At 38.4% G+C, this 14,605-nt stretch carries 9 protein-coding genes; 3 read left to right on the top strand and 6 right to left on the bottom strand.

The features are described from left to right. Nucleotides 1-9: 9 nt before the first annotated feature. Nucleotides 10-1,719 carry a GGDEF domain-containing protein gene (locus AOLE_RS00925; protein WP_013196615.1) on the bottom strand — a complete coding sequence of 570 codons (1,710 nt, stop codon included), beginning with the start codon at nt 1,717-1,719 and terminating at the stop codon, nt 10-12. 1,006 nt (nt 1,720-2,725) lie between these two features. On the opposite strand from AOLE_RS00925, the gene omp33-36 reads away from it, so the two are divergent. Beyond that, entirely contained in the window at nt 2,726-3,631 is a 906-nt protein-coding gene (gene omp33-36 / locus AOLE_RS00920; protein WP_005300691.1) for a porin Omp33-36, read from the top strand. 60 nt (nt 3,632-3,691) lie between these two features. On the opposite strand, the gene AOLE_RS00915 is transcribed toward omp33-36, so the two are convergent. From AOLE_RS00915 to AOLE_RS00900, 4 genes are all read right to left on the bottom strand, one after another. Beyond that, the gene (locus AOLE_RS00915) at nt 3,692-5,659 is read right to left on the bottom strand and encodes a BCCT family transporter (RefSeq protein ID WP_005300687.1); all 1,968 of its coding nucleotides are present in this window, start codon (nt 5,657-5,659) and stop codon (nt 3,692-3,694) included. 167 nt (nt 5,660-5,826) lie between these two features. Continuing rightward, nucleotides 5,827-6,519 carry an ion channel gene (locus AOLE_RS00910; protein WP_013196614.1) on the bottom strand — a complete coding sequence of 231 codons (693 nt, stop codon included), beginning with the start codon at nt 6,517-6,519 and terminating at the stop codon, nt 5,827-5,829. Nucleotides 6,520-6,690: 171 nt separating this feature from the next. Beyond that, nucleotides 6,691-8,406 carry a cation acetate symporter gene (locus AOLE_RS00905; RefSeq protein WP_004790007.1) on the bottom strand — a complete coding sequence of 572 codons (1,716 nt, stop codon included), beginning with the start codon at nt 8,404-8,406 and terminating at the stop codon, nt 6,691-6,693. Between the two features lies 1 nt (nt 8,407). Continuing rightward, a complete protein-coding gene (locus tag AOLE_RS00900; protein ID WP_005300680.1) occupies nt 8,408-8,740 on the bottom strand; it encodes a DUF485 domain-containing protein in 333 nt (110 codons plus the stop codon). A gap of 181 nt (nt 8,741-8,921) precedes the next feature. Between AOLE_RS00900 and AOLE_RS00895 the strand changes: the two genes are divergently transcribed. Further along, on the top strand, nt 8,922-12,419 hold the full coding sequence (locus tag AOLE_RS00895; RefSeq protein ID WP_013196613.1) for a hybrid sensor histidine kinase/response regulator: 3,498 nt from the start codon (nt 8,922-8,924) through the stop codon (nt 12,417-12,419). Between the two features lie 390 nt (nt 12,420-12,809). After that, complete coding sequence (locus AOLE_RS00890; protein ID WP_013196612.1) at nt 12,810-13,577, top strand: hypothetical protein; 768 nt, start codon at nt 12,810-12,812, stop codon at nt 13,575-13,577. Nucleotides 13,578-13,620: 43 nt separating this feature from the next. Here AOLE_RS00890 and AOLE_RS00885 read toward each other — a convergent pair whose 3' ends face one another. Then, nucleotides 13,621-14,271 carry a response regulator gene (locus AOLE_RS00885; protein ID WP_013196611.1) on the bottom strand — a complete coding sequence of 217 codons (651 nt, stop codon included), beginning with the start codon at nt 14,269-14,271 and terminating at the stop codon, nt 13,621-13,623. Nucleotides 14,272-14,605 lie beyond the last annotated feature (334 nt).

Genomic DNA, 14,605 nt, shown 5'->3' with positions numbered 1-14,605 from the left:
CCGGCTTTTTTACCCCTCTACTGCATTCCGACCTCGGGCCTTAGCTCTTAATAGTGAACGATCAGCTTTCTCTAAAAGCTCGATCCAACTTGCTGCGCCTATGGCAAAACCAATACTCACAGACACATGCAATTTTTCATCTGAACCAGATAAACAAATCTCTTCTAAAGAAATCGCAATCCGAATTTTCTCTGCTAAAAGACGAGCATCTACAAATTGCACCTGTTCTAATAATATTAAAAACTCATCTCCACCATAACGAACAATTAAATCCGAACTTCGAATATTTTGCTTTAATTGCTCGGCAATACTGACAATGACATGGTCACCTATAATATGCCCATATTGATCATTCACCTGTTTAAAACGATCAATATCTATAATCATTAAACAGGTTTGCGTAAATTTTTGAGGGTAACTTTCAACAATTTTTAAATATTCAGATAAAGCTAAACGGTTAGACACACCAGTTAATGGATCTGTATTGGCAATATTCTTTAATTGAAATTCAAAAGCATCGCGCTGCTGCAACATACGCTGTAATCGATCAATCGCTTCAAACAGGGAAAGAAATTCACCTTTTGTTGTCATATTCATCTCATCTGTCCAATGATTAGAACTACGCGATAAATCTAAAATTAAAGTCCTTGCTTTTATTAAAGGAGAAAATACCCTTCTTTGTGCATAATTCAGCGTAAGTAACGCTGTGGCTAAAGAAATTAAAGATATTAATAAAGTTAAAAGAAAACCTTTTCGGGCACTTATATTTTCTTGAGTTGCAATTGCTACACTTTCATCAAGAATATAACTTTGTAAATCAACCACTGTAGTAAATTTACCTACGATTGCTTCTGTCAATTGGGTGCCATTTAAATCATATGGCTCCCCTTTTTGGCTTTCATCTAATAGGTTTTGTACAATCGGAATACCCTTATCTATAAATTCTGATTTCACTCGGGCATATAACCGACGGTATTCAGGAGTCTTTGCCTGTTCAGGCTGCAAGGTATCGACCAAAATCCATAAATATCTAGATTGATGCTGAGTTTGTAGAGAGCGCGCACGATTATTACTTGGAATTTCTTCATTAAAGCTCACAGGAGCAATAATATTAGAAGCCATCCGTCCCGCCTGATCGCGCATATCGGTTAGAACTATAATGAGCGTAAAGTAATTAGAAATACGGCTATCTTTACTTTTTAGCTGTAACATCAGTTTTTGCAGTATTTCCCTGCAATGATCCCAGACTCCAAACATTCCTAAAATAGCATTATCCATTTGAACGGAAGTTCTGGCTCCATAGGGAGTTTCACCGTAATAATCAACGACACGTCGGGCTTGTCTAAGATTTTCTTTGAAATTGGTTTGCAGCTCATTTGCTAATGAAACATAGCCTGCTTGTTTTAAGATAAGAATGCTTGTATCAATTTGCGCATCAACAATTAAACGAAACTTTTTTAATTCTTGCTGATTCTTTAATAAATCACTAGGACTGCTCGACATCATCTTATTGGAAGGAGCACGCTCCTTAGAAATTTTATAGGCAATATCTGCTACTGCTCTTAAACTTTTTATTTCGGCTAAGGCTTGTCTAGTTTTTATATAATCCTGATAGCTTCCCACAATAAGCGGTACAGCCATGAATAATAAGGACAAAATAATAACCAGCATAAAAAAGAACAGTCGATTACTAATATGCTCTGAACGTAATCCTGACATTTCTAGCTGGTACTCCGTAAATGTCCTGCCATTTTTAATACGATATAAATTAGGCTTAAATCCATCCTAGCATTTTAATAACTAGAATTTCATCAATAAAACCTTCATTTCTCTTTTAATAATTATACGGCTTCTAGATTTTAGTAAGCTTAAATAAATAGTATCGAAAAATTAAATGATTTTTATAAAAAAACTCTATTTTACAGATTAAAAATTTTTAGCAATGATAATAAACATATCTAGTTATCCTCTTGGATGCGCTTCTCCCAGCATCCACTGCCCAGCTTTAAGCTGGGTTCTTTTTGTTCTATTATTTTCCAATAAAGTTCATATAAATTTTCTTATAATTTTAAGATTTTCTTATAGATAAAAAAAAGCTCAACCTTGGGGAAAGCTGAGCTCGTAAAGTCTGATGTGTGATACACACATCGTATCTGGGAAAGCACTTTAAATCCTAAAAACGTTAGGCAGTGAACTTTGCGATTGAATTATGTGACTTATCTCTACTTTTGTAAAGTCGATTAAATTAATCAGAATTAAAAATTTAATCGATTTTTCAACTTAAAATAGAGATTTCTTTTATTTTATTCACTTATATAATAATTAAAAATAGTTAAATTTTTTAGTTAAACTAATCTAAATATTGTTAACTACTCCTCAAAATAGTATGAATACGATAATAAATTGGTGAATTTTTACTCAACATGTAAGCAACTCTACAATTTACTTAATGTTAAAACCGATCATATTAATCATTTTTTCCAATCGTAATTGTAATAACTTTTAAACATTTATTTCTGAATTCGTTATGAAATATAATTATTAGCCTCTTGTAAATGTTCATTTTTTTATCAGGTTGACAATTTACTTTTCATTTGATTAGTTTTTCACCAATTTTAACATAAGTGTCAAATATCTTTAACATTCCTTTTTTTCATTGTTGACTTCATAAATTGTTACAATACAATGACCCCAGCTTTATCTCTTGTTATTGCTGGAAATGATTATGAAAAAACTTGGTTTAGCCACTGCTGTACTATTAGCCATGACCGGTGCTCATGCTTATCAATTTGAAGTTCAAGGTCAATCTGAATATGTTGACACAACTGCAAACGATAAAAACTTCACTGGTGACGTTGCTGGTACATACTATTTAAAAAATGTTGATACCACTAAAGGTCCTTTAGCTGAAGCAGCTTTCTTGAACCAAGCTTCTAACGTATCTGTAGGTTACAGCTACCAACAGTATGACCAAGGCAACGTAAACTACCACGTTGGTACTTACGGTGTTAAAGGTGAGGCTTATGTTCCTACTCCTTACCTTCCTGTATATGCTAGCGCAACTTACAACCACACTGATGTTGATGGTAAAAATAACTTCTCTAAAGATGACAACGGTGACCGTTATGCATTAGAAGTTGGTGCTATGTTGTTACCTAACTTCTTGATGACTGTTGGTTATACAAGTGTTGCTAACCAATTCGCTTTAGACAACTTTGGCATCATCAGCAACGGTATCTACTCTGCTGTAAACCAAACTGCTGCGATTCAAGACGACCAAGATGCTGTTACAGCACGTGCTAAATATGTAGGTCCAATCGATGGAACTAACATGGCAATTGGTTTTGAAGCTGCTGGTGCTTTCGGTCAAGAAAACCAATACGGTTTGAAAACTGACCTTTACTTAACTCCTAAGTTAAGTGTTGGCGCATCTTTCATTGGTAACGATGGCGTAGCTGACATCAAAGGTAATGACCTTGGTGAATTCCGTCAAGCTTGGGGTGGTAACGTAAACTACTTCATTACTCCAGCTTTAGCAGTTGGTGCATCGTACATGAAAGCTGACGTTAAAAATGCGTCTACTAGCTACGATACACAAACTATCGGCTTAAATACTAAATTCCGTTTCTAATTTAATTTAGAAATCGAATTAAAAAAGGACTCAATTGAGTCCTTTTTTTATACCTAAAGATTAGCTTCGCACAATATTTAAGAAATACAGATGACGTTCATATTGATCAATAATGTCTTGAATTAAATCTTCTTGCGTCCAATCCATTACATCGTAGTTCTGACCACCCTCTCTTAAGAAAACTTCTGCTTGGAAATATTGTCCGTCTTCGGCTTCAGTACGCCCAATTAAAAAACTTGGCGGTACTGTTTCACGTGGAACAACTTTATAAATAAAATTAATTTCATTGTGATGGTCTACTCGAAGTTGCATACCATCTTCAAGTTGGCTAATTGAAACCTCAAGATGACGGCGTCTAAATTCATGTTGAATATTTTCAAATGCACCAGCCACTTGCTTCTCAATATATTCACGCACTTCTTCTTCATTATGAGGATAATGCATAATTAACCCTAGACGCTGTTGCCAGCTCCTTGGATTATGAATTGCACGTGGTGTAATGCGTGCTTCCTGAATGGCTGTCATTTTTGTGACATCAAGATGTAAGGCCTTTATTAATCCCCAACTCATTAAAAGCATGACGACAGTAAAAGGTAACGCACTCATAATGATGGAAGCCTGAAGTGCAGCTAAGCCACCGACTAGCAATAAAATAATTGCGAGCACAGCCATGAGTACCGTCCAGAACAGACGCTGCCAAGTTGGTGAATTTTCAGATTTAGCAGTTAAATAGTCAGTGACTAATGCCCCTGAGTCAGCAGATGTCACAAAAAATAAAACCACCAAAATAGTTGCCAAGACATTCATCACGCCAGACCACGGTAAGTGACCTAAGAATTCAAATAATGCAACTGACGAATCTTGCTGAACAGCCTGAATTAATGTTGTTTGGTGTTCATGGATAATGCTAAATAAGGCGGCATTACCTAAGAAACCCATCCAGATAATGGTAAAGCCTGTTGGAATGAGTAAAACCCCAACAATAAATTCTCGAATGGTACGACCACGAGAAACTCTGGCAATAAACATTCCCACAAATGGCGACCAAGAAATCCACCAAGCCCAGTACAAAATTGTCCAACCACCAATCCAGCCATTCGGCTGATAGGCATATAAGTTGAATGTCATGGTAAATAGGTTAGAGATATATTGCCCAGTGTTTTGAATCGTCGTTTGAAGTAAATAAATACTTGGACCAGCAATAAAAACAAATACCAATAATATTAAAGCTAAAACTAAGTTTAACTCCGACAAACGTTTTACACCCTTATCAAGACCTAGAAACACAGATAAGGAAGCTAACATACTCACGAAAATAATGAGTAACACTTGAATATTGGTGCTTTGCTCTACTCCAAATAAATAATGCAAACCAGAATTGATTTGTGTAACACCAAAGCCAAGAGAGGTCGCTACACCAAATACCGTACCAATGGTCGCGAATATATCGATGCTATCGCCCCATGGCCCATAAATTCTCTTACCAATGAGTGGATAGAGTGCTGAACGGGTCTTTAAGGGTAAATTATGCCGATAGGCAAAGTAAGCCAAAGCTAACCCAACTACAGCATAGATTGCCCAAGCATGTAGTCCCCAATGGAAAAAGGTAACTCTTAATGCTTGCTGTGCTGCATCAATCGTTTGAGCCTCACCACTTGGTGGATTAACATAGTGCATGACAGGTTCGGCAACGCCAAAGAACATCAGTCCAATCCCCATCCCTGCGGTAAACAGCATGGCGAACCAAGACCCATTGTTATAATCAGGCTGACTATGATCTGGTCCTAATTTAATGCGTCCAATCGAGGAGCAGGCAATGTAAATCAATAAGATGAGAAAGAAAGCAACAGATAGAACATAGAACCAACTAAATGAATCAGTGATCCACTGTTTTAATTGCTGTGTTAGAAGCTCAAAAGAACTCGGGGCGATCACAACCACTGCTAAAAACAAAGCAATAATAATGACCGTACCCAAAAATACGTTAGGATTAACGTTTGCGAACCAACCGGACTGTTTGGAAGGCATAAATCCTCCATGTTATTTTAATGACGAGTGACAGGCTTAAATGCCAATAAGATATTCATAGAATGAACAAAGCTAGGGCTTTCAATAGAGAAAGCCGATAACACTCTAAATAAACTTAAAGAATATTGCAGTTACAAAGGTGTAAATAAATTAAAACACCTCATCCATTATTTATCTGAATTTTTTTTAGGGAGGTGGGTAATATATTGTAAAGCAATTAGACGGGTGACGATTAAAGCTAAATACATGACTCCACAGAACATTTGCAGCATGGCTAAAACGCGCGCTGGTGGAGTGATTGGCATGAGGTCGGATAAGCCTGTAGCCGACTGCAAGCTAAAACTTAAAAAAAGTAAATCTAGCCAAGTTTGGAAAGCATGGGGGTTATTTGGATTTTGAAAGCTATAAGGGAAAATAAGCTGACAAATGTTATATAAAAATGCAAAACCCCATGCAATCAGTGTAAAGACTGCTGCTGCCGCAAATAGTTCATCTCTTGTTAAATATCGGTCAGCGAACATATAACGAAATAAACCATAAGCTGCCGAAAAATAGGCCAGAGCTTCACAGCTATGGGCAAATAACTGAATATATAAATTGCTATATCCCAACACAATCAGTACTGATGACAGAATTGCACCGCTCACAAATGTTAAGCCTAAAAAAGTAAACATCGGGGTCTGACGAATAACTTTGGCAATCAATAATAAAGCAAGAACGCCTAATGACCAGGTTAAAGTCCGGTAAGGCAAACTATCAAATGTCAGCATGGCTAAAATCAACAGAATAAATTGAACGAGCAACAGCCATGCGGAAGGCAGTAAGCGAAAACTTGCCCAAAACTCAATAATAGATCGCATTATTATTTTCCTTGTTTCATTATGCTTTTTTGAGATTTAACAAATAATACTGTACACAAAATCAGGCAAACAAGTTGTTCTTTATTAATATCTAAACTCTGGATTGGAAATAAAATAAGTATAAAAAAAGCCCCGTAGGGCTTTTTAAAGAATGAGCTAATAATATTAGTCTTAGTGATCCGATGCACCAGATGCACCAATACCTGTCATTGAACGAACATATTGAGCATCGAAAGCAGCGCGCTCTTTTTTAGCACGTGCAGAGTTGTCAGTTACCGAGAAGAACCAACAGCAAAGGAATGACAATGGCATCGCAAATAATGCCGGACCATTGAACGGGTTGATTGGTGTATCAGAGATTTTTAAAGTATCTACCCAAACTGCTTTAGAAAGAACAATAAGTACTACTGCTGTTACAAGACCAACAACACCACCAATAACCGCTCCACGAGTCGTTAAGCCTTTCCAGAACATTGAAAGAACAAGAATCGGGAAGTTTGCACAACAAGCTACAGAGAACGCTAAACCAACCATGAATGCTACGTTTTGCTTCTCAAACAAGATACCCAAAACCATGGCGAAGATTGCTAAGCCCAATGTCGCAATTTTTGACATACGAAGTTCAGAAGCAGGCGTCGTTTGACCTTTCTTGAATACGTTAGCGTATAAGTCATGAGAGATTGCAGATGCACCTGAAAGTGTTAAACCAGCAACAACAGCAAGAATCGTTGCGAACGCTACTGCTGAAATGAAGCCCATGAATAAGTCACCGCCTAAAGCGTCACTTAAATGCACGGCTGCCATATTGTTACCACCAACAAGCTCAAGTTTGCCTGTTACTGCCATTTTCGCAACATCAAGGAATTGCGGATTGTTTGATACGAAAAGGATCGCACCGAAACCAATAATGAAAGTTAAAAGATAGAAGTAACCAATAAAACCTGTTGCAACCACAACCGATTTACGTGCTTCTTTTGCATCTTTTACAGTGAAGAAACGCATCAGGATGTGTGGAAGACCTGCTGTACCAAACATCAACGCCAAACCTAGAGACAAGGCATCAATTGGATTTGCCGCAAGTTTACCCGGCCCCATAATTTTTGAAGCATCGGCCAAACTGATGTCGTGTACTTTACTGAATACTTCAATTGATTGGCTAAACATGTTGCTGAAGCTAAAACCAACCGCTTTCATCACCATGAATGCCATGAAGGTTGCACCACTGAGTAACATGACCGCTTTAATAATTTGTACCCATGTTGTTGCCAACATGCCACCAAAGATTACGTATGCCATCATCAATAAACCAACGATGACAACAGCGATATTGTAGTTCAAACCAAATAGTAATTTGATGAGCTGACCCGCACCTACCATTTGAGCAATCAAATAGAATGCCACTACAACAAGTGAACTGACTGCAGCTAAAGTACGTACTGGTTTCTCTTCAAGACGGAATGAAACCACATCTGAAAGGTTATATTTACCTAGGTTACGCAAACGTTCTGCAACCAAGAATAAAACGATTGGCCAACCTACCATAAACCCAAGCGAGTAAAGCAAGCCATCAAAGCCTGAACTAAACACAAGTGCAGAAATACCAAGGAAAGATGCAGCAGACATATAGTCACCCGCAATTGCCAGACCATTCTGGAAACCGCTGATTCCACCACCTGCTGTATAGAAATCTTGTGTCGATTGGGTTTGCTTCGCAGCCCACTTCGTAATAAACAAAGTGAAACCAACAAAAATGACAAACATAATAATAGCATGCCAGTTGGTTGCTTGTTGTTCAGCTTCACCCAGATCTGGACTTGCCATAGCCACTGTTGAATATAGCGATGCTGCTGCCAATAAGGCTTTCGCTTTTAATGAATTCCATTTCATATTAGTGTAGTCCTTTCTCATGCGTGATGGCTTCAACTTCCTTCAACGCTTCTTCACTCAACTGGTCAAGGGTATTATTCGCGATAAAAGAATACACACCACACAATAGGAAAGATAAAACGATAATTCCTAAACCTAGTGGGATTCCCCATGTCGTTACACCACCACTAAATGAACTCATCAAAAATTCTTTGTTGTAGCCAACAAGCAGCATAAAACCCACATAAAGAACTAACATGATGATTGTGAGTGTCCAACTTAATGTACTTTTTTTCTTGACCATCTTTTGAAACTTTGGATTGCGTAGAATCTGTTCTACTTGGTTCTGATCCATAACCAAACTCCTTGCCCTGTGCCCAGCCTTGGCCACTTTTTAATAGTAGTTTCTCAGGATTAAAGTTAGCAAAATTACGTGTAATTCGTAACTTAGACTTTGGTCGTTAAAATTTAATCAATTTATAGCTTTGTTTCTGCTTGGGGTATGATAGGCACAAGGTTTTAATCATGTGAGTCATATGAACAGCTGGCTGATTATTGGGGTACTCACCCTTTATATAGCACTCTTATTTATTTGTGCTTTTTTTGGTGAAAAGCATGCCAGCCGTCTGAGTACACGTGGCCGCATGTTCTTGTTCAGCTTAACGTTAGGCGTTTACTGTTCATCATGGACATTTTACGGCGCGACTGGAGCAGCTGTTCGAGAAGGCGTCATTTTCTTGCCTATTTACTTAGGCCCTCTCTTATTTGTCTGGTTTGGCTATGACATTTGGCGACGTTTAGGTCGGGTACGCCAGCACCACGCAATTTCCTCAATTGCTGACTTTGTTGCGGCGCGTTATGGGAAAAGTGGGGTGTTGGCATCACTGGTCACCATTTTGGCTGTAATCGCAATTATTCCCTATCTAGCCTTACAGTTACGTGCGATTGCTTTAAGTACTTCTGTCATTATGGAACAGAATGCTCATATCCATACAACCACCAATAGTGTTTTGCTTTTAACCAGTGTACTAGCCATTTTGGCCATGATTTTTGGTACAAGGCAAATTGCCAATACCGAGCAACATGGCGGCCTCATGTTAGCTGTGGCATTTGAATCTTTTGTAAAATTATTCGCGCTGATTTGCGTTGCTTTATTTTTTATTTTTGAAACACCAGCGAACCTTGTCCAAGTCACATCAGATGTGAACCAAACCTTTCAAGAAGTTCAGTTGTTTGGCGTGCCTGAAACTTTCTGGATTCAGACCTTATTAGCAGGTTTGGCAATTATCTGCCTACCACGCCAGTTTCATGTCGCGGTTGTCGAATTACGAGATGAAAAACATATTCGCGGTGCACGTAAATGGTTTGCGGTTTATCTGATTTTAACGATTTTAGCCATTATTCCGATCGCAAGTTGGGCATTACATGCTGCACCGAAGTTCTTAACTGTACCTGATGTTGCAGTACTCTCATTGCCCCTGAGTTATAACCAAGAATGGTTGGCTTTACTGGCCTTTTTAGGTGGGTTCTCTGCATCAACAGGCATGTTGCTGGTTTCATCTGTTGCCCTATCTATCATGCTCAGTAACGACTTGATTATGCCCGCACTCTGGCGTTTTAAGTTGCTATCACGTCACGATAAACATTTACCTAAAGTTCTTAAATTCAGCCGTCGTATTAGTATTGTCGCGGTGATGCTACTTGGCTTTTTATTCTTCCATTTCTTTAATGATATTAACCAGCTTTCAGTATTTGGTTTATTGGCGTTTAGTGCTGTTGCCCAGTTTGCACCTGCGCTTATTGGAGGCTTGTATTGGCGAGGCGGAAGCCGTCAAGGTGTCTATGCTGGCCTCATTATTGGATTTTTGATGTGGAGTTACACATTACTATTTCCAACGATTTTACGTAGCTTGCCAGAGGCCTATCAGGAAACTGCCCAAAGTATTTTGCTTTTTGGCCCTTTTGGAATTAACGCCTTAAGACCAGAGTCACTTTTTGGTTTTGAATCATTTGCGCCACTTACACACGGTGTAATCTGGTCGCTTGGTTTAAATATTGTTTTATATATTTGGATTTCTAAACTTTACCGCCCAAGTGTGGCAGAACAAATTCAGGCAGAAAGCTTTTTCTACTATGAAACCAAACCATTGCCATCACCGCATACATCTACTGATTTAACTTATTTACCGCACGATGCTGCACGTTTAAAAGTAGGTGACCTATTCGCTCTTGCTAAAAGAATTACGGGTGAGCAACCAACAACACAAGCATTCGAGAACTTTTGTGAGCAAAATCATCTCACGCTCAACCCCAATAGTATCGCCAATGGCATGTGGTGGCGTTTTACCGAACAATATCTAGCTGGCATTATCGGCGCAGCCTCTGCCCGTACTTTGCTCACTACAGCAATGATCAATAATGGTCTTGCATTAGGGCAAGTTGCTAATATTTTAGACCAAGCCTCACAATGGCAACGTTTCAATCAAAACTTGCTCATGACCATGATTGACCACATGACTCAAGGGGTAAGTGTGGTTGATAAAAATATGTGTTTGGTGGCTTGGAATAACCAATATTTAAAACTATTTGGCTACCCGAAAGACTTAGTTTATGTGGGTTGTCCAATTGCCGATTTGATTCGTTATAACGCTGAACGCGGCGAATGCGGCCCTGGTTCAGTCGAAGAACATGTTCGTAAACGCTTACACTGGATGAAAGTCGGAAGTGCACATGAATTTGAACGAATCCGTAAAGACGGACGCGTTATTCAAATGCGTGGTAATCCTATTTCAGGTGGAGGCTTTGTTACAACATTCGCCGACATTACCGCTTTCCGTGCAAATGAGGCAATACTTGAAGCGCGCGTAAAAGACCGAACCCAACAACTTGCTGGTGCTTTAACCGAGCAACAGCTTGCACGCGAACAAGCCGATATGGCAAATATGTCAAAAAGCCGATTTATAGCAGCGGCAAGTCATGATTTATTACAACCTATGCATGCGGCTCGTCTCTTTAGTACCGTTCTTGAACAAAGCATCGCAACTGAAGAAGATCGCCAAACTTTGCAACAGCTTGACCGCGCCCTGTATGGCGCAGAAAGTATGCTCTCTGCCCTACTCGATATTGCCCGTTTAGAAGGCGGTAGCATACAGCCAAAAAGACAGCCTTATCCGTTGCATGATTTACTCAGTGATCTTGAACTACAGTTTAAATCGATTGCTGCTCAGCGAAATATTTCACTCAAAGTTCACGATGTATCATTCTGGATTGACACAGATCCACAATGGATACGACGTATTATTCAAAACTTTGTGAGTAATGCACTGCGTTATACTGCCAAAGGCCGAGTGATTGTCGGTGTTCTACGTTCGGCTCAAAAACCTGACCATATTCGTATTGGTGTTTGGGATACAGGCCCCGGTATTGCCGAAGAACAACGTATTAAACTGTTTCAAGAATTCGAACGCTGTGGGCATTTATCACCGTGGGGTGAGCAAGGCCTAGGCTTGGGTCTCGCAATTGTGCAGCGTATGACAGGTTTGTTGAATTACCCTGTTCATGTCTACTCTCAACTCAATAAAGGCTCCTGCTTTATGATTGAGGTTCCAGTTGTAGAAGCGCCAAAAGTAATAACTCCAACCGTACAGGCAGTGCCTTTAAAAACTAAAGCCTACCGGATTTTATGTTTAGACAATGATGAAACTATTTTAGAAGGAATGAGTAGCTTATTAGGTCGATGGGGTTATGAGGTTTTTAAAGCCACTGAACCAGAACAAGCACTTGAGATTATTCAAAAAGAGAATATTCAGGTCTGGCTTATCGATCAGCATTTAAATAACAACCAACTCGGTGTCGATTTTATTATGCAAAATCGACAGCATGACGTTCCGGTTGCTTTAATTACAGCGGACTCGCATCCAGAATTACCTCAACAATTGAAAGAACTGAATATCGTTTTACTCAAAAAACCGCTTAAACCAGCCTCTCTAAGAGCATGGCTATCGGGACTTAAAATTGCCAGCGCGGCAGATTAAACATTTTCCTCTCCCAAGCTTTTTATAAGTTTGGGAGAGATTTTTTTGGCAAAAGTTATAGGTTTAATTTAAGCCAATAGGCAGAACTGCTCAAAAAGTCTACTTTTGTTGATTAAATAATTGGCTAAACTTTCCAACAGCCCTTTTTCTATGGCAAAGCCCATCTTTTTTGTAAGTGAACACTTGTATACTTAGTTACAATTTAATAAATATTTGTTTTTAAAAAATATTATCTAACTCGAACCACCATATACGACTTTAGTCGTATTCTACTTGCATTCTTGATGACACATAACTATTCCAAACGCATTTGATGAATGTATAACCATTTTTTAACCGATTTCTATATTAAGCACCCCTGCTCACGAATTAATGCAAAGGACAATTGCCATGAACATTTCTGATAATAGCCCACAAAACCAACTCTCATCTCAACAGTTTTATCGTCAATACAGTGCCAATGCTTTACTTCCTGAACTAGATTGGCAAAGTATTTTTCCCAACAGCAAACTCAATGAAGCCCATATCAAAGCGTTAAATACGATTTATCAAAGTGCAGTCCCACTCGCGCTTAATGTATTTCATGATCTAAATTTTGATGTATTTGCACCTGCGGCTTATCATCCTCAAGGATTAGGCTTATTTGATAAATTGGCACAACAAGAAGAAAACTTCTTAAAAGTGCTTAGCGCTGAAAGTGAAAATCTTGATCACGATACACGTCATCAAATTTGGAGCATGTTACTTCGCGGTGGAGCTGTACTTGTTTTCAAAGCTTGGCTTGGTCATGTCAAACTTGGCGAAAATCAGCTAGATATGACTCAATTTGATGAGCTCTCTGACTTACTCTTTATTAAAACTCACCCAGATCAACTTGCTGAACGACTACATGTCGATGAAAAAGCAAAACTCGACCATATCTTCTTAATGTATGGCAATGATATTTTCCTTGATCGCTTCAATAGCTTAGAAACAGCTGCACTTTTTGTAGATTTAGGTGTTTATGATGCAGCGTTTTTAAGCTTGCGTGATGACCGCGTGGCTGAATATTTAAAAATGAAAGGTTATGTCACTCAAGATCAAATTGATGATTTGCAATGTGCACTCAATCCTTTGTACTGCGATAGCCTGACACCAAAGCAAGATTGCCTTGCTTAAGTGACACACATAAAAAAGACCTCAACTGAGGTCTTTTTTATTTTTAGATTTTCTTATCTTCAATATTGAGTGCACTAATTGCCAATACGGCTTGTGTACGGTTTTGCACACCTAATTTTCTAAAGATTGCTGTCACATGCGCTTTAATCGTTGCTTCTGACACATCAAGTTCATAAGCAATCTGTTTATTAAGCAAACCTTCCGCAACCATCATCAAAACACGGAATTGCTGTGGTGTTAAAGATTGAATACGTTCAGCTAAAGCAGTTTCATCTGCCGCTCTCGGATCAAGATTAAGGTTAGGTGGCAAATTAGGTGGTAACCAGATTTCACCCTCTAAAACTTGACGAATCGCTTCACCAATATGACTTGGATGAGCAGATTTAGGAATATAACCCATCGCGCCATGTGCAATCGCACGCTGAATAATTGAAGTTTCTTCATGTGCAGAAACCACAATAATTGGAATAGCTGGATACTGTGCTCGTACATAGACTAGAGCAGAAAAGCCTGAAGCACCCGGTAAATTTAAATCGAGTAATACTAGATCAGGTTCTGCCCCATTTTCCAAACGCTCATAAAACTCATCAACCGAAGCTGTTTCATGAATTTGTGCCTGTGGCAGGCTATAACGTACTGCTTGAATTAAAGCATGACGAAACAAAGGATGATCATCAACGATTAAAATATTCATAAGCGATTAAAGTAATCTTGAGCATAAGTATGGCCTATTGTAACCCTACTATTTAGATGAAAGATACGTTCATCTTATCCATTTTTATGCAAAATGATGATAAATGCAGAACTTAGCTAAAATTTTCAGATGTTTTTTAACATTTAATCAAAATTAATCTGTTTTTTATATAAGCTTACTTTTTATTATAAAAAATATATCACCAATAATTATATAAAATAAAAACAGCAACTTAATAGAGAAATAAAGTATAAAAATCCACTATTTATCTTTTATATTTAAAACTGATAAGGTTGACCAATTTCGTTATTTTACAGTTTGCCGTCGTTGTTGA

Origin of the sequence: Acinetobacter oleivorans DR1, assembly GCF_000196795.1 — a bacterium.
Lineage (GTDB): Bacteria > Pseudomonadota > Gammaproteobacteria > Pseudomonadales > Moraxellaceae > Acinetobacter > Acinetobacter oleivorans.
This window is presented reverse-complemented; position numbering and strand designations above follow the sequence as displayed.